We start from the raw sequence: 17,143 nt of genomic DNA on the forward strand, positions 1-17,143 counted from the left end.
GGCGGCGAGCCGCTGCTGCTGGATGTGCAGAGCGCGCTGATCGACGGTTTGCAGCGCGGCCTTATCAAGCGGCTGCCGTGGCTCAGTGGCGGTCGCTATGGCCTCTCTTCCAAAGAGTTCACCCCCGCCATGTGCGCGGCGGTATTCGAGGAGCTGGCATCCGATGCGCCACGCCCCCGCTTTACCGTGGGGATTGTCGATGACGTATCCGGCCTCAGTCTGGCCTGGCACCCCATCGGCGATCTGGAGCCTGCCAGCCGGGTGCGGGCCCTGTTTTTTGGCCTTGGCGCAGACGGCACAGTCGGCGCCAACAAAAACAGCATCAAGATCATCGGCGAGCTGGAGGGGTTCCACGCTCAGGGCTACTTCGTCTACGACTCCAAGAAGTCGGGCTCGCGCACCGTCTCCCACCTGCGCTTTGGCCCCGAGCCCATCGACGCCCCCTGGCTTATCGAGCAGGCGAGCTTTATCGGTTGCCACCAGTGGGGTTTTGTCGAATCGGTCGATCTGCTGGAGCATGCCGCCGAAGGGGCGACCCTGCTGCTCAATGCTCCCTATGAGCCTGACCGTGTCTGGGCCGAGCTCCCCGAGCGGCTGCGTGCCCGCATCCGCGCCCTCGATATCCGCCTCTACTGCATCGATGGGGATCGGGTGGCCGAGCGCAACGGCATGGGCAATCGCATCAACACCATCATGCAGACCTGCTTCTTCGCGTTGGCTGGCATCTTGCCACGGGATGAGGCGATTGCGCTGATCAAGGAGAGCATCGAGAAGAGCTATGCCCGCAAGGGGCCCGAAGTGGTCGAGCGCAACTTCGCGGCGGTGGATGACACCCTGGCTCATCTCCATCAGGTGGCCATCCCGGACGGTGAGGAGCAGATCAGCGACTATCCGCTGCCATTGGCTCCCGGCGGCAGCGAGTTTGTCCAGCGGGTGACCGGCGAGATGCTGGCGGGGCGCGGCGATCTGATCCCCGTCTCCATGCTGCCGGTGGATGGCACTTACCCCACCGCCACCAGCCGCTTCGAGAAGCGGGATATTGCCCGCGAGATCCCGATCTGGCATTCGGATATCTGCATCCAGTGCGGCAACTGTGTCTTTGTCTGCCCCCACGCGGCGCTGCGGGCCAAGTTCTACCATCAGGACTGGCTGGCGACCGCCCCCGAGGCGGCGCAGTCGGTACCCGTCACCGCCAAGGGCTTCCCCGACAGCCGCTACACCTTGCAGCTCTATCCGGAGGATTGCACCGGCTGCGGCCAATGCGTGCAGGCCTGTCCGGTGCGGGCCGGGGCCGATGAGGAACACGAGGGCGAGCGCGCCATCACCATGATGGACAAGGCGCCCCATCTGGCTGGCCAGAAACAGGCGCTGCGCTGGTTCGAGAGCCTGCCCTGGCCTGCCCGCGAGCGGGTGGATTTCTCTACGGTGCGCGGTGCCCAGTTCCTTGAACCCCTGTTCGAGTTCTCCGGCGCCTGCGCCGGCTGCGGCGAGACCCCGTACCTCAAGCTGCTGACCCAGCTGTTTGGCGATCGCATGCTGGTGGCCAACGCCACCGGTTGCTCCTCCATCTACGGCGGCAATCTGCCGACTACCCCGTGGGCCAAGAACGGCGAAGGGAAGGGGCCAGCCTGGTCCAACTCCCTGTTCGAGGACAACGCCGAGTTTGGCTTTGGTTTTCGTCTCACCGCCGATCAGCATCACGGTCAGGCGGTGGCGGCCTTGCAGGCGATGAAAGGGGAACTGGGTGAGGCATTGGTCGAGTCGCTTATCAACGCCCCGCAGCGGCTGGAGTCGGAGATCCGCGCCCAGCGCACCCGGGTCGCGCAAGTGCGCGAGCGGCTGGAGGAGGTGAAATCCGGCAAGGCCCGCGAGCTGCTATCACTCATCGATCAGCTGGTGCGCCGCTCGGTCTGGATCATCGGCGGCGATGGCTGGGCCTATGACATCGGCTCATCGGGGCTCGATCATGTGCTCGCCTCCGGGCGCGATGTGAACGTGCTGGTGATGGATACCGAGGTCTACTCCAACACTGGCGGCCAGATGTCGAAATCGACCCCGCTCGGTGCCGTCGCCAAGTTCGCGGCGGGGGGCAAGACGCTGGCGAAGAAGGATGTAGCATTGCAAGCCATCTCCTACGGCAACGTCTATGTTGCCCGCATCGCCTTTGGTGCCAACCCGCAGCAGGCGCTGCAGGCCTTGCGTGAGGCGGAAGCCTATCCGGGGCCGTCGCTGATCATCGCCTACAGCCACTGCATCGCCCACGGCATCGATATGGAGTTTGGCCTGACCCAGCAAAAACGCGCCGTGGCCTCCGGTCACTGGCCGCTGATGCGCTACAACCCGGTATTGCGCAGTGCGGGGCAGAACCCCTTCAGCCTCGACAGCCTGCGCCCATCGCTCCCCCTCGCTGAATACCGGCAGGAGGAGACCCGTTATCGGGTGTTGGCCCAGAGCCATCCGGAGGAGGCCGAGCGGCTGATGCAGGTGGCGCAAAAAGTGGCGTGGCAGAAGTGGGCCACCTACGAGGAGATGGCCACCCGCGAAGCCAGCCATTTCCATCCGCCGGTGTGAAGATGGAGTGAGTGAAATATAACCAAGCGGGCCATTGGCCCGCTTTTTATCTGGCTATCAAGATTAATATATATTTTTACATATATATTTATTTGTTGTAGATGTATAAATGTGTGGTGTTAATAAGACATGTATTTCATATGTAAATAAGGTACGTTGGTCATATTCTCTATGTAAGAAAGTTCAAGTTAACTAACAATTTGGTGTTAGACTAGGTAATGATATGGTTGGTGATTTAGAGCGAGCTTGGAAAAATATATAAGAATTTCATCCTGTGTGATATAGGCATTTATAATAAATAGGAGTGCTGTAAATGACAGAGTTCGAGAAGTCTTTAGAAAATTGGAAAGTAATCACTGATGAGAATGTTCATTATGACTCAGTAGGTGCTTTGGCTGAGGCAACAGTCTCAACAAGTCCAATTATAGATAAATTATCAACTTGGGCTGCGGCAGGTAGTGCGGCTGTTGCAGGGTTATCAGTAACTAATGTCGATAAAATGGCTAATTTTTATGAGCAATCTGAACTTAAGTTCCTATTTTCTTGTTTAGCTGTCTCATTATTATTTTCATTGTTTCAAAAATATTATGCAATGTTGTGTTCGCTTAGCATTTCTACTTCAATCGAAGTAAGAGAACGTTTGATTCCAATAATTGATAATTATGAGCAGCATGTTCAAAACATAGAGAAAATGGCAGAAAGAAATGGTCTGGATATAAAATCTGAGTTTGACTTAATGAAAAGCATTTCATCTTTCCAAAACTTATGTCCATGGTATATGAAGCTGGCGTTGAGCAGATCAATGAGCAAGGCAAAAGAAAATCGTAACTTTCATCATAAAAGGATGATTGTAAATTACTTTTGGCAGAGCGTAATGCTAATTGTTCAGTATTTTGTTTTGGTTGTATTCGTTGGCATGTCTGCTGTCTATCTTTAGAGTTAGGTTAATAATGGAGAGTAATAATATATGGATATATTTACACAGTCGACAAAATTGTCGGAAGAACTGTATAAAGTTATTAATTGTCCGCTTTGTGATAATTCAGCACGCGTTGTGATTAGTGATGTGGCATGTAGCTTATCATTGGAACATTGGCATTCAATAAGAATAACTTTAGAGCTTGGCTATTTACCTTCTGCTCTTGTCGTTCATAGATCGCAATTTGAATCGATAGTTTGTTCCATTTGGTTACTATATAGCGCTTCAGATGCTCAGTTAGCAAAGCTGAGTGTTGAATTGACTTTAGAGTCGGAACAAGAAGCGAAAAACATTCCACAAATGTCACTAATGATGGATGCACTAGCAAAGGATGCTCCTATAGAAGCATTCAAGGCTCTTTCTCGCTTCAAAGATCATTCATGGAAAGCTTTAAACTCTTATGTACATGCAGGTATCCATCCTATTCGAAGGCATAGTGAAGGATATCCAGTAAAGCTAATTCATGATGTGCTAAAAAATGCAAATGGACTGGCTATTTTAGCTTGTATGCAGTCTGTTGTATTATCTGGTCGGCTGCCACTGCAACGTGAAATATTGAAGTTGGCAGAAAAAAGAGCAATTTGTATGCCTCCGATATTAAATAATCTCTAACAATTTTCTGAGTTAAGTTCTGTGATTGTAGCCTTTACTCTTTTCTCTGTCCCTCAGGCTGACCGAGCGAGGGAAGTGATGTGGGGGTAAATATGAATCTGGGTGTTGTTAGCAGATAGACAGATACCACCGTCTTGGCGGCATTTGTCTATCTGTAGGCTCTAGGAGAGTTGGCCAAGACTTCCTTTTCCGACCAAGGCAGGTAAGCTGCGGGGCAAATAGCGTCAAGCAGGAGAAGGGACGATGACAGAACAACATTTCGCCGGGACGATCGGTATTCTGGGGGCGGGGTGGCTCGGGCTGCCGCTGGCGCGGGCCCTGCTGTCGGCAGGCAAGCCAGTGGCGGTGACGGTCAGTAGCGCCGAGAAGGCGACCCGGTTGCAGGGGGAGGGGATCAACGCCTATCCGCTGACCATCTCTGCCAACATGTGCTCTGCCGAGATGCCCGTTGCTGATCAACAAGCGCCGTGGCCCATCCCCTGCGAATCGCTGGTGATCTGCGTGCCGCCCAGCAAGACCGATGACTATCCGCAGGCGGTGGCAAAGGCCTGCGCGTTGGCCAAAGCAAGCGGCACCCGGCGGGTGCTGTTTGTCAGCGCCACCTCGGTGTGGGGCACGGGGCAGCAGGAGGGGGAACAACCCCAACCCCGCCATGCCCGTGGCGAGCGGATGCTGGCGGCGGAGCAGGCGGTGCTGGCGGCCGGTTTCGAGACGGTGATGATAGTGCGCCCCTCCGGCCTTTATGGCCCGGATCGTCATCCCGGCCGTTTCCTTGCAGGCAAGACCCTGGATGGCGGCGCCCAGTCGGTCAATCTGGTCCATCTGGACGATGTGGTGGCGGCTTGTATGTTGCTGCTGGCGCGGGGCAAGGACGGGGATGTCTTCAACCTGAGCGCGCCGGTGCATCCGCGGCGCGAGCAGTTCTACCCCTTTGCCGCTCGCCAGCAGGGGCTGCCTGTACCGGTCTTTATCGAGCCTGCCGGTGAATTTCAGCCCATCGACGGCCAGCTGATTTGCCAGCAAATGGGATTCAACTATCGCTGGCCCGATCCGGCCCACTGGTTTGCCGAGCTGGCCGCCTCGGGCAATTGAGGTTTGCCAAGGGGGTGATCGCCCCCTATCATGCCGCCATCCATGAGAGAGAGGCGGTAATGATGGTAGATACAAAACGTCACCCCGATGGGGAGTTGTTGCTGAGAACCCTGGCAATGCCAGCCGATACCAACCCCAATGGCGACATCTTTGGTGGCTGGATCATGTCCCAGATGGATATAGGTGGGGGCATTATGGCCAAGGAGCTGGCAAAAGGACGTATTTGTACCGTATCCGTCGAAGGCATGACCTTTCACAGTCCGGTCAAGGTGGGCGATGTGGTCTGCTGCTACGGCCGCTGCATGAAGATCGGCCGCAGCTCCATGAAGCTCAAGCTGGAGGTGTGGGTCAAGCCGGTACTGCGGGAAAACGATGCCCAGCGTTACTGTGTGACCGAGGGGATCTTCACCTATGTCGCCATCGACGAACAGGGCAAATCCCGCCCGGTTCCGGTGAGTGCCTGATTAAATCAGCCGGGCATTGATGATGGATATTTCCTGCTCAAGCCCGGTTTTTTGCCGTATCATGCGTTCCAGCATCTCTTCCGAGCCCACATATTGCAGGGTGTCAAACAGGCAGAGATCGCATTGAGGGTCCCGTCTTATCTGATAGACGGTGGCCAGCTCCACTTGATGACAATTTCCTTGTTGATCATAAAACGTCACGTTGTACCGAAGTTCTTTCGCCATGAGACAAGGTCCTTCTGGTTGGGTGGAACAGGGACTATCAGCTTAGTCGGCGTGGATGACGTTTGTGATGGTCGCAACAAAAAGCAAAGGCGGGCGGTTGTTAGCCAATGAAAAATAGTTATCGCATTCTTGGCACCTCCCTGCTGACCCTGGGGTTGGTAGGCTGTTTTGAGGTGCCGGATCAGAACCATCTGGTCACAGCTCAAGGGATTGTGCCGGGACTCGACTGCCAGCGTCCGCCGCTGGTAGCGTTGGCTACCACGGCGCTGCCCCGTGAATTCGGGGTGACGGTGTGGAATCTCTACAAGGGCCAGCGTAAGAACTGGCGTGAAGGGATGGACAGTTATGCCAAGGGGCAGGATCTGGTGCTGCTGCAAGAGTCGGCCACTCGTCCCGAGATGCTCGACTGGCTGCGCGCCGGTGATTTCCAGTGGCAACAGCTGCAAGCCTTCACCCAGGGCGGCGTGTCGTTCGGGGTGATGACAGTGGCCAAGACCCCGCAGGCGTTCGTCTGTGGCGTGCGCTCCCCCGAGCCTTTGCTGCGCATCCCCAAATCCGGACTGGTGAGCCTCTATCCGCTGCAGGGCGATCCTGACGGCGTCATGGTCATCAATATCCATGCGGTCAATTTCGAGCTGGGGATGGCTACCTTCCGCGAGCAGCTCAACGATCTGACTGCGCTGGTGCGCCGCCATCAGGGGCCGGTTATTCTGGCCGGTGATTTCAATACCTGGAGCGACAAACGCCAGTTCTGGTTAAGCAAATTGGTGGACGAGCTGGGGCTGCAAGAGGCCGTGCCGGTGCCTGACTTGCGCCGCACCGCCTTCGGTCGCCCGCTGGATCACCTCTACTACCGCAATCTGGATTTGGTCGAGGTGAGTTCACCGGCGACCGACAGTTCGGATCACAACCCCATCATCGCGCGCTTTGCCGCCCAGTCTGTGACTCCCTGATCGGGGATGATGTGTGCGTGTTGCCCATAAAAAAATCCGGCGCCTGATGGCGCCGGATTTTTTATACGTTCTGGCGGTCAACCCGCTCGGGATGACCCGCAGGCATTACTGGTAGAGACCCAGATTCGCTTTGGCGTAGGCTTCGAAATCGGTGCAGCCACCGATGTGCTGCTCGTCCAGGAAGATCTGCGGCACGGTATTGACCGGCTTGCCGGCGCTCTTGGCCAGATCTTCTTTGGTGATGCCTTCGGCATGGATATCCACGTAGCGGAATTTGAAGTCATCGCGCTGTTCGGTCAGCTGCTCGGCGATCTGTACGGCACGGACACAGTAGGGGCAACCCGGGCGACCAAAAATCACTGCAAACATATTTTCTCTCCGTTTTTTAAGCCGTTTTTGTATGGCCGTTGATATGAGGCAGGCAACAGCATAGCCCTGCCTCGTGGCGACTTGAAGTCGAAATTATCGATACCGTGATTCGAGTGGGCCTATTGGATCAGCTTTCATCGGCGATCTGGATCGGCTGCTGCTGATAGATGCTCTCCAGCACCCCCTTCTCGAATACGGTCCAGGGCCACGGCGCCTTGCTGGCACGATAGCGCTCATGGGTGGCCGGATCTTGGGACAGGCCACGCTGGAACATCACGAATGCCTTGCGCTGGCCGCCTGCCGTGTCGATAAAGCCCACCAGATTGGAGGTACCGGTGATGGTTCCCGTCTTGGCGTGGACCTTGTTCTTCATCATGGGGGCGGTGACGCTGCGGCGCCACGCCAGGGTGCCATCCACCTGAGAGCTTGGCAGCAGCTTGATCAGGCCAAGTTCGGCATCATTTTTCTGGATGAAGTTCAGCACCGACATCATCTGACGGGCGCTGATGAGATTGTGAGCGGAGAGACCGGAGCCGTCAGCCAGGGTGGCATTGCCCAGATCGATGCCGTTCTTGGTCAGGATGGCGCGCACTGCCATGGTGCCGCTGCGATAGCTGCCCGGCTTGTTGTAGTAGTGACGGCCCACGGTTTTGAGGAAGGTATCGGCATAGAGGTTGTCCGATTTCTTCAGCATCTTGGCCAGCATCACTGGCAGGGAGACCGAGTAGTGGGTGCCGAGGGTCTCAGCCCCTTCAGGGGCCTTGTGGGTGACCCGCAGCAGGCCATCATGCTTGATACCGGCACGGTTCATCGCCCAGCGGATGTTGTCCCAACCCCAGGCTTCCACATCGTGAATGGCGAAACGCAGTCCCTGCGGCTCCTTGTTCGGGGTGATACAGCCCTTGAGTTCGTAGAAGTTGCCCTTGGCCATGTCCACTTCCAGTGCGCAGAACTGGCGCGCCATGTCGCCATAGCTCATCACCTCCACGTTGTCGGCACCGATGCCGATGGGCACGCCGGTAGCCACATTGCCCACCGCCGGTTTGCCAATCTGGGTGGCAGTGATGGTGCCGTAGGCGCAGTTCTTGTCGATGATGACCGAGGAGACGGGAGCGGCGAAGCAGAGGGTCTGATCCCCCCACGACCAGCCGTTGCCGCGCTCGTAGCCGTTGTAGGCGCCGGTGTTGACGTAGACATTGCCCTTGATGCTGGTGACGCCGAGTTGCTTGAACAGGGCCAGCAGATCCATGCGGGAGAGGGTGGGGTCGCCGACGAAGTTGATCCAGATATCGCCGTTGATGGTGTCACCCTGTTTGGCACCGGGTTGGGCCTGAATGTCAGTGGCGAAGCGGAAATCGGCACCCAGCTCGAGGCGGGCTGCCAGCGCAGTGAGCACCTTCATGGTGGAGGCGGGGGCGATCATCTGATCCGCGTGGCGGGCGAACTCGACGCCGTTATTGCCCTGCACCATGATGGCGTACTGGCCACCCTGAGGGGGCGTCAGCGGGGCGGCGTGAGCCGCCAGAGAAGAAAAGAGAGCACAAAAACCAATCAACAGCCGCTGCATAACATCCTCTAACGTGACGAAGGGGCCGGCAGTGGTGCCGACCCTGATAATTCAACCCGCCGATGCGGGATCGACGGGGGTAATGCAATTCATGCCATGTATGCCGGTCGCCATCATGTCATCGAGTTGGCGGTACGATAGCGACCCTCATAATCAAAAATTTTCTCTTTTATCTGCCAGAAGCGACCCGATTTGCGGGCGATAACAAAATCCGGATGACGGAACTGGCTTTGCGCGGCCAGCACGCTCGCCAGGGTGGCAAATTCGGGCTCCAGCCCCGGGGCGGGCCAATGATGACGCACAAAGTGCTGTTGAAACAAGCGCCGTGCGCCCGGGGAGTGAAATCCGAAGTATTCACTGAGGGTCAGCCCATCCTCATCGTGGTAGGTCACCTCCAGCCGCTCCCCTTGTTTGCCGCGCCCTGCTGTGAGGGTTAGCCCCGCACAGCGGATCACCATGCAATCCTTGAGATTGAGCGCCTCTTTGAGCTTGTCGTCAGGGTCCACCAGCAGCTGATCGCAGCTCTGGCAGCTGCGGGCGGCGATGTCGTTCTCCGCACCGCAGCCGGGGCAGATCTTGGCGCGAAAGCGGTAGTCACACTCTTCGCGGTTGCCCTCGTCATCTTCAAACAACCCCTGACAGCGGCGTCCGTAGTGCTCGATCACCTTGCCATCCTCGTCGGTCTTGCCCCAGAAGGTGTTGGCAAAACCGCAGGCGGGGCAGGGCACCTGTACCGGCTCGGTACCGGCATGGGGGCGAGGCTCCCCCACTTCGGGGGCGAACAGGTTGAAGTTGTTGCCCGCATAGTCGAGCACCAGACAATCCTCCTTGCCCGGCGAGAGGCGCAGGCCCCGCCCCACGATCTGCTGATAGAGGGAGACCGACTCGGTGGGGCGCAGCATCACGATAAGATCGACATGGGGGGCATCGAAGCCGGTGGTGAGCACCGCCACGTTGACCAGAAACTTGAGCTCGCGCGCCTTGAAGGCGCTGATGAGGGCATCGCGCTCCGGCCCCGGCGTCTCGCCGGTGATAAGGGCCGCCTGCTGACCTCTGGCGCCAAGCAGGCCGTGAATTTCCCGTGCATGCTCGACGGTGGCGGCGAAGATCATCACCCCCTGCCGGTCGGCGGCATACTCCAGCACCTGACTCAGGATATGGGGTGTGACCCGCTGCTGGCGTTTGAGCTCGCCGTTGAGATCTGCCTCGCTGAAGAGGCCGTTCTCCCGCGGCACCAGCTTGCTGAAGTCGTAGTGGACGATGGGGGCATCCACCATGCGCGGCGGCGTCAGATAACCGTTTTTCACCATGAAGCGCAGCGGCAGCTCGAACACGCAGTCGCCAAACAGCCGTTCGCCGTGGCTCTTGACCATGCCGTGATAGTGGCGCCGGTAGATCCAGCCCAGCCCCAGCCGATAGGGGGTGGCGGTGAGGCCGAGGATCTTGAGGGCCGGATTGGCAGCCTTGAGATGGTCGATCACCTGATGGTACTGGCTGTCGTCATCGAGCGAGACCCGATGGCACTCGTCGATGATAAGCAGCGAAAACGCCCCGTCGAAGGCAACCAGATTGCGCGCTACCGACTGCACCGAGCCAAACACCACCTGGGCGCTCGCCTCCTTGCGATCCAGCCCTGCGGCGAAGATGTCGGCCTTGAGCCCCCACGCTTCGTACTTGGCGTGGTTCTGCTCCACTAGCTCCTTGACGTGGGCCAGCACCAGTACCCGACCACGCGCCTTGCGGGCCAGCTCGGCGATCACCAGACTCTTGCCAGCCCCGGTGGGCAGCACAACCACAGCGGGATCCGGGTACTTGCGAAAGTGGCTGATAACGGCGTTGACGGCGTCGGTCTGGTAGGGTCTGAGAACGAACATGCAGGTTTGGTGCGGGGCTTGGCAGGATGGCGCCATTATAGGGGTCTTGCCGCCATAAAAACAGCGGGCCGGCATGATGCCGGCCCGTTGAATACATTGCGTGCTTAGTGGAAGGGGAAGAGGTAGTTCATCCAGCTTGCCATGCGCAGCAGCACTTTGCGCATTACAGAAACATGGTGGAAATACTCGGTATAGACAGCGGCTTGCCCGCTGGCACCGGCAATCACCTGATACTTGGCCCACTCGGGGTCGGTGATGGAGATGAGCACCGGCATGCGGCCCGGGCGGATAGCGCTGGTCTGATCCAGCAGCATGGCGTTGGCCTGCACGTTACCGGCGGCAATGGCCGGGATCACGGCGGTCACCTTGCCCTTGAAGATCTTGCCGGGAATACCGTCGATCACCACTTCTGCCTCATCACCCACCGCCAGACGCTGCATGCTGTTCTGCCAGAACCAGCCAACATAGGCAGTCTCATCTTTGTGGATGAAGGTCATCACCGGACGGTACATGAAGGGGGTGGCGATCATGCCGGGACGCAGGGCAAGCTGCACCACATGGCCATCGCTTGGGGCATAGACCACGGTCTGGGCCAGCTGGTATTTGGCTTCATCGAGCTGGGCCTGCAGATCTTCCAGCGTGGCGCGTTGCTGATCCATCTGGGCGGCGATCTCGTCTACGCTCGCCTGAGTCACGTCGAGGTCACGCTGCTTGCCGACGCCGCGGCGCATCAGGTCACTGGCGCGATCTCTGTCCAGTTTGGCGGAGCGTAGTCTGGCGTCAATGGACTTGAGTTGATCCTTGTTGGCATCAAGTCGGGCGCTCAGGCTCTCCACTTTCAGTCTGAAAGGCTCGTCATCGAGGCGAAACAGCACATCGCCCTTCTTCACCGGCTGGTTGGCTTGTACCGGCACCTCGACTACCCGGCCCTTGACCAGCGGTACGATAGGGGTGGAGAGGTAGTAGTTGCGCGCCATCTCGGAGTAGGGGTGGTTGTAGTTCATCAGCATGATGAGGGTGCCGATGAGCACCACACCACCCAGCGCGGCAGTCGGAACAGTCCACTTGTTGAGCGGGATGCGGAAGATTTTGAAAATGGCTACACAGAGTGCCGTATAGGTCAGGATCAGTAGCAGGTCCATGATTTATCCCTGTTGCTCTTGCTGTTCGATATGGTTGAGACGGCCCTTCAGTTCAGCCAGCTCTTCTCTGAGGGCCGCGATATCATCTTCATCTTTTTGCAGGCGCTGGTTAAAGCCCCAGCCGCGATCGGGGCGATAGATGGTTGCCCAGATCCAGAGGAAAGGCCACAACACATGCAGCGTAAACAGGCTGACCCAGCCGGCAACATGGATGGCATCCTGATGGGGATGATTGCGATGTTTGGCGATTTCGTAAGGAATATCGTGGATCACGATGATTCCGTAGAAGATGACCAGCGCGACAAAGACGAGCAGGCCAAGGGCAAAGTAATCAAGGAACATGTATAACCTCCATTGGCTTTAAGCACAGCTTTATCATTGATTCATATATTCGGGAAAGCAATTTAAAATCACATATTTATCGTCAGGCCGAACGGAATCTTAAGGGCTTGTGCTGTATAGGAGCTTAAGGGAATAACGAGTTGTTTTATTGGTTTTTTTATCAATTAAAAAAGGGGCCTTTTGGCCCCTTTTTTACCACCTCAAGTCAGACATCACCCTTCACTGGGATTGCTAACCAGTGGTTGGCGGAACTTCATCAGGAAGGCCACGGTAATGGCCGCTGTGGCAGTCAGGCCGATGATGGTGGAGGTCCCCATCTCCAGCCCGAACCCGATGGGGGCGTTGGCCAGATAGGTGATCACCACAGCAGTCATGAACATGGCGGGAATGGTGCAGATCCAGTGCAGCTTGCCCTCTTTGATGAGGTAGGCAGCCGCAGCCCACAGCATGATGACGGCGGTGGTCTGGTTGGCCCAGCCGAAGTAGCGCCAGATCACCCCGAATTCAGCCTTGGAGATGATGAAGCCAAGGATAAACATGGGGATGGCGATCAGCAGACGCTTGGCCAGCGGCTTCTGGGTCATCTTCAGGAAGTCCGCCACGATCAGGCGAGCACTGCGAAACGCGGTGTCACCGGAGGTGATGGGCAGGATCACCACGCCGAGGATGGCCAGAATGCCGCCGACTGTGCCGAGCAGGCTGGTGGAGACTTCGTGTACCACGGCTGCCGGGCCGCCGTTGGCCATGGTAGCGTTGAGTGCTTCGGTGCTGTCGTAGAAGGAGAGACCCAGGGTGCACCAGATAAGGGCGATGATCCCTTCACCGATCATTGCACCGTAGAAGATGAAACGGCCAGATTTTTCGTTCTGCATGCAGCGCGCCATCAGTGGTGACTGGGTGGCGTGGAAGCCTGATACCGCGCCACAGGCGATGGTGATGAAGAGCAGCGGCCACAGTGGCAGCTCGGTCGGGTGCAGGTTGGAGAAGTCCATCCCGGTGTTGTAGAAGCCTTTGCCGGAGGCGATCAGGCCAACGATGAGGCCGACCGACATGAAGACCAGCAGGGCGCCGAAGATGGGGTAGAAGCGGCCGATGATCTTGTCGATGGGGACTATGGTCGCGAGGATGTAGTAAGCAAAAATCGCCACAATCCAGTAGACCAGATCGGTGGAGGTTAGGTTGGCGAGCAAGCCGGCCGGGCTCAGCACGAATACCACGCCCACCAGCATCAGCAGCACCACGGCAAACAGGTTCATGAAGTGCTTGGCAGCGGTGCCCAGATGTTCACCGACCACGGTTGGCACCGAGGCCCCCTTGGCGCGTACCGACAGCATGCCGGAGAAGTAGTCGTGAACCGCACCGGCGAAGATGCAGCCAAAGACGATCCAGAGCATGGCGACCGGGCCGTAGAGGGCACCCAGGATGGGGCCGAAGATGGGGCCGACACCTGCGATGTTGAGCAGTTGAACCAGATAGACTTTCTTGTCCGACATGGGGACATAGTCCACCCCGTCAGCCATGGTGATCGCGGGGGTTTTCAGCTCGGGTTTCGGGCTGAATATCCGTTCGATGAATTTGCCGTATATGAAGTAGCCGGCCACAAGTAAGCCGACACAGAGGAAAAACCAGATCATTGCTACGCTCCTGCATTGTTATTTTTTAGTGTGCAGAGCGAGTCTAAAACGGTTGCGCCTGACTGGCAGGTGAAACTCCCCGAGCGGCGCTTTGGCGCGTCGAGCGGTCGGCGGCTGTGATCAGGCGCACACTCCGCGGCTCAGTCCAGCCCCAGCTGATCTTTGAGCTCCTTGAGATAGCGACGACTGACCGGCACCCGGGCGCCGCTCGGGGTGACTATCTCTGCCAGCTGGTTATCCAGCAGCCGGATCTCGAAGATGGCGTTGGGGGAGACCAGATACTGGCGGTGGCAGCGCAGCAGCGGGCTCTTTTCTTCCAGCGATTTGAGGGTGAGCTGGGTGTGGAACAGCTCGCCCTGACAGGCCACATGGACGCCGCCGAGATCGGAGAAGGCATACTCCACCTGCGCGATGGGCAGCAGCCTGACCCGATTGTGCAGATAGCCCGGAATATGTTCGATGGTGGGGGCCAGCCGATCTATGGGCTGCGGGGAGATATCCTGCTTGAGGCGAGCGAGGGTCTTGGCGAGCCGGGCGGGCTCCACCGGCTTGAGCAGGTAGTCGAAGGCGTTCTCTTCAAAGGCCTGAATGGCATATTCGTCAAAGGCGGTGACAAAGACGATGCGGGGCAGGGGGTCGAGCATGGCGACCAGCTCCATGCCGCTCAGCTTGGGCATCTGGATATCGAGGAACACCACATCAGGCTTGAGGCGCTGAATAAGCGGCAGCGCCTCGATGGCGTTGGCCGCTTCCCCCACGATCTCGATGGCAGGATCGCAGGCCAGCTGCTGCCTCAGCTCTTCGCGGGCATAGTGTTCGTCATCGACTATCAGGGTGCGGATCATGGTTGCTCCTTGGGAATGGTGAACGACACCCGGGTCCACTGTTCAGGCTCGCAGGCAATAGTCACGCCATAGCGCTCGCCAAAGGCGCTTTTCAGTCGCCGATCGACAATGGTCATGCCCAGACCGTCGCCAGCGGGGTGCGCTTGCCAGGTGCCTGCATTATCTTCCACATGGATGGTGACGCTGGCGGGTTGCTCATCGGTCCAGAGGCGAATACGCCCCTGCTCCAGCAGAGTCGAGATGCCGTGCTTGATGGCATTCTCGATCAGCGGTTGCAGAGTGAAGCTGGGTAGTCGCAGTGTGGCCAGATGGGGCGGGATCTCGTTTATCACCGTCAGCCGATCGCCAAAGCGGGCAAGCTCGATCTCCAGATAGGATTGGCAGTGCTCCTGCTCCTCCTGCAGGGTCGCAAGGCCGCTCTGGCGTTTGAGGTTCTTGCGAAAGAACAGCGAAAGATGCAGCAGAAGGTCTCGCGCCTTGTCCGGATCGCGCCGGGTGATGGCACTGATGGTGTTGAGGGTGTTGAACAGAAAGTGGGGGTTGATCTGGGCCTGGATAAGTTTCAACTCGGACTGCACCAGCAGCCGCTGATGTTGCTCCAGCCGGCCGGCCAGCAACTGCTGTGACAGCAGGTTGGCAATCCCTTCCCCCAGGGTGTGGTTGATCTTGAGAAACAGCCGCTTCTTCGGCTCGTAGAGCTTGATGGTGCCGATCACTCCTTTGTCCCCCTGCAGCGGGATCACCAGCACCGAGCCCAGCTGGCATGCGGAGGAGAGGCTGCAGCGATAGGGCTGGCTGTTGCCATCGGCAAACAGCACCTTGTTCTGGGCGATGGCCTGCATGGTGATGGCTGACGCGATGGGGGTACCCGGTAGGTGGTGATCTTCGCCGGTGCCGATAAAGGCGAGGATCTGCTCGGTGTCCGTGATGGCGACCGCCCCCACGCCGGTCTCCTCCTGAATGATGCGGGCAATCTTGTTGCTCGCCTCCGGGGTAAAGCCCTGACTCATGATCCCCACTGTGCGGTTGGCGATATTGAGCGCCTTGGCGGAGAAGACCCGGGAGAACTTCTCATACATCCGCTGCTGGTCGCGGATCATGCTGATAAATAGCGCCGCGCCGCAGGAGTTGGCCAGAATCATCGGGGTGGCGATGGTGCGTACCAGCAGCAGGGATTTGTCGAACGGGGTCGCCACCAGCAGGATGATCACCATCTGCATGATCTCGGCATAGAGGGTGGTAAAGAAGGCGATGCGTGGTTCAAACAGGGCATCCGTTCGCCCCGAGCGCATCAGGCGCCAGTGCACTATGCCCCCGAGCAACCCCTCGCAGGTGGTGGAGATGGCGCAGGCGAGATCGGTAAATCCCCCCAGCGTATAGCGGTGCAGGCCGCCGGTCAGCCCTACCAGAAAGCCCACCAGCGGCCCCCCCAATAATCCCCCCAAGACAGCGCCGACCGCCCGGGTGTTGGCGATGGCATCGTCGATATCGAGGCCTACATAGGTGCCGAGGATACAAAAGCTGGAAAAGATGATGTATATCAGTATCTTGTGAGGTAGTCTCACGGAATAGTTGGCAAGCGGGCGCAGCAGCGGGCTTTTCGAGAAGAGATAGGCGATCACCAGGCTGACGCTCATCTGTTGCAGCAAGGAGAGGACCAACTGCATAAAAAACGCTCCTCATAAGCCAGCTGAAAAAATAGCCAGCCCGTGAATAAGTGTGATCAGGATCTTGTTCTGTTGGCCCAACGGGGCGCAACGGGCCGCCAGTTTGCCAGAACAAGTGGATAAAACCATATCAAATCAGCATGTTAAATTGATATTTGTGTAAGCGGCAGCGGGTTGATATTGATGGATGGAGCATGAATGTATCCGCTGGATACGCCACACGGAGGTGGCATGCTCCGCCCGGCCCCTTGGCTGGGCGTTTTTTATACATGGTCAGTTGACAACCTTCTGATGGGGGTTTGAGCAATTATTCCGGTTTGTCCAATGAGTTATCCCCAGCTTCTGGGGATAACTCAGAATGCAAAGTAGTAGCAGAAGCGGCGGGTCAGGTTGAAGAACTGCCGTTGTCCCTCATCCAGTTCTTCCTGTTTCAATACTCCGGTAATAATACGCTCGTCTTCCCGCAGATCGATCATGGCGACCGCTTCCGGCCGCTGGGCCTTGATATAGGGCAGGATCTTCGGCTTGAGGGGCATGGTGGGTTCGGTAGAGAGCACCAACGCAATGCTCTCGTCGGAGAGTTTCACCAGTGATCCCGGCGGATAGACTCCCAGTACTTTGATCAGCAACTTGACCAGATTCTGGTCGAACTTCTTCTGGGATAACTTGTAGAGCTGGCTGATGGCCTGACTCGGCGCGGCCGGGTTGCCGCTGTTGCGGGGATGGAGCAGCTCGTCGTAGAAGTCGACCAGCCCGATCAATCGCGCCAGCGGCGGGATCTCCCCGCCCTTGATCCCGAGCGGATAA

Annotated in this window: 16 protein-coding genes; 6 read left to right on the forward strand and 10 right to left on the reverse strand. The window is 57.8% G+C overall.

The genetic code is table 11. The features are described 5' to 3' along the window. The 5 genes from nifJ to yciA form a co-directional block, all read left to right on the forward strand. On the forward strand, positions 1-2,571 hold a 2,571-nt coding region (gene nifJ, locus AACR14_RS05395; protein WP_019445435.1), incomplete at its 5' end, for a pyruvate:ferredoxin (flavodoxin) oxidoreductase. Between the two features lie 313 nt (positions 2,572-2,884). Then, on the forward strand, positions 2,885-3,508 hold the full coding sequence (locus tag AACR14_RS05400; protein ID WP_019445436.1) for a hypothetical protein: 624 nt from the start codon (positions 2,885-2,887) through the stop codon (positions 3,506-3,508). A 30-nt stretch (positions 3,509-3,538) separates the two neighbouring features. Continuing rightward, positions 3,539-4,162 carry a DUF6988 family protein gene (locus AACR14_RS05405; RefSeq protein ID WP_156808776.1) on the forward strand — a complete coding sequence of 208 codons (624 nt, stop codon included), beginning with the start codon at positions 3,539-3,541 and terminating at the stop codon, positions 4,160-4,162. A 243-nt stretch (positions 4,163-4,405) separates the two neighbouring features. Beyond that, positions 4,406-5,254 (forward strand): NAD-dependent epimerase/dehydratase family protein, encoded by an 849-nt coding sequence (locus AACR14_RS05410; protein ID WP_019445437.1) that lies wholly within the window; start codon positions 4,406-4,408, stop codon positions 5,252-5,254. 59 nt (positions 5,255-5,313) lie between these two features. Next, entirely contained in the window at positions 5,314-5,718 is a 405-nt protein-coding gene (yciA, locus tag AACR14_RS05415) for an acyl-CoA thioester hydrolase YciA (RefSeq protein WP_005337875.1), read from the forward strand. Here yciA and AACR14_RS05420 read toward each other — a convergent pair whose 3' ends face one another. Beyond that, positions 5,719-5,943, reverse strand: a complete 225-nt coding sequence (locus AACR14_RS05420; RefSeq protein ID WP_005337874.1) for a hypothetical protein — start codon at positions 5,941-5,943, stop codon at positions 5,719-5,721. It abuts the gene before it with no gap. A 107-nt stretch (positions 5,944-6,050) separates the two neighbouring features. Here AACR14_RS05420 and AACR14_RS05425 point away from each other — a divergent pair, with 107 nt between their 5' ends. Beyond that, complete coding sequence (locus tag AACR14_RS05425) at positions 6,051-6,896, forward strand: endonuclease/exonuclease/phosphatase family protein (protein ID WP_019445438.1); 846 nt, start codon at positions 6,051-6,053, stop codon at positions 6,894-6,896. A gap of 105 nt (positions 6,897-7,001) precedes the next feature. On the opposite strand, the gene AACR14_RS05430 is transcribed toward AACR14_RS05425, so the two are convergent. From AACR14_RS05430 to AACR14_RS05470, 9 genes are all read right to left on the reverse strand, one after another. After that, positions 7,002-7,298, reverse strand: coding sequence for a GrxA family glutaredoxin (locus AACR14_RS05430; RefSeq protein ID WP_224970215.1), 297 nt, complete (start codon positions 7,296-7,298; stop codon positions 7,002-7,004). 94 nt (positions 7,299-7,392) lie between these two features. Further along, positions 7,393-8,832, reverse strand: a complete 1,440-nt coding sequence (gene dacB / locus AACR14_RS05435; protein ID WP_005350510.1) for a D-alanyl-D-alanine carboxypeptidase/D-alanyl-D-alanine endopeptidase — start codon at positions 8,830-8,832, stop codon at positions 7,393-7,395. 113 nt (positions 8,833-8,945) lie between these two features. Further along, positions 8,946-10,706, reverse strand: a complete 1,761-nt coding sequence (locus AACR14_RS05440; RefSeq protein ID WP_026034941.1) for a DEAD/DEAH box helicase — start codon at positions 10,704-10,706, stop codon at positions 8,946-8,948. Between the two features lie 104 nt (positions 10,707-10,810). Further along, positions 10,811-11,848 carry an HlyD family secretion protein gene (locus AACR14_RS05445; protein ID WP_019445440.1) on the reverse strand — a complete coding sequence of 346 codons (1,038 nt, stop codon included), beginning with the start codon at positions 11,846-11,848 and terminating at the stop codon, positions 10,811-10,813. A gap of 3 nt (positions 11,849-11,851) precedes the next feature. After that, on the reverse strand, positions 11,852-12,190 hold the full coding sequence (locus AACR14_RS05450; RefSeq protein WP_005344404.1) for a DUF3302 domain-containing protein: 339 nt from the start codon (positions 12,188-12,190) through the stop codon (positions 11,852-11,854). Positions 12,191-12,402: 212 nt separating this feature from the next. Then, the gene (locus tag AACR14_RS05455) at positions 12,403-13,824 is read right to left on the reverse strand and encodes a carbon starvation CstA family protein (protein ID WP_019445441.1); all 1,422 of its coding nucleotides are present in this window, start codon (positions 13,822-13,824) and stop codon (positions 12,403-12,405) included. A gap of 140 nt (positions 13,825-13,964) precedes the next feature. Next, entirely contained in the window at positions 13,965-14,669 is a 705-nt protein-coding gene (btsR, locus tag AACR14_RS05460; RefSeq protein ID WP_019445442.1) for a two-component system response regulator BtsR, read from the reverse strand. Then, a complete protein-coding gene (locus AACR14_RS05465; RefSeq protein ID WP_019445443.1) occupies positions 14,666-16,336 on the reverse strand; it encodes a sensor histidine kinase in 1,671 nt (556 codons plus the stop codon). Before AACR14_RS05465 ends, btsR begins: the two co-directional genes overlap by 4 nt. A gap of 353 nt (positions 16,337-16,689) precedes the next feature. Continuing rightward, positions 16,690-17,143 (reverse strand): HD domain-containing phosphohydrolase (locus tag AACR14_RS05470; protein ID WP_019445444.1); only part of this gene is annotated, 454 nt, incomplete at its 5' end.

The organism is Aeromonas sp. 159, from assembly GCF_963862045.1.
Taxonomy (GTDB): Bacteria; Pseudomonadota; Gammaproteobacteria; order Enterobacterales; family Aeromonadaceae; genus Aeromonas; species Aeromonas veronii.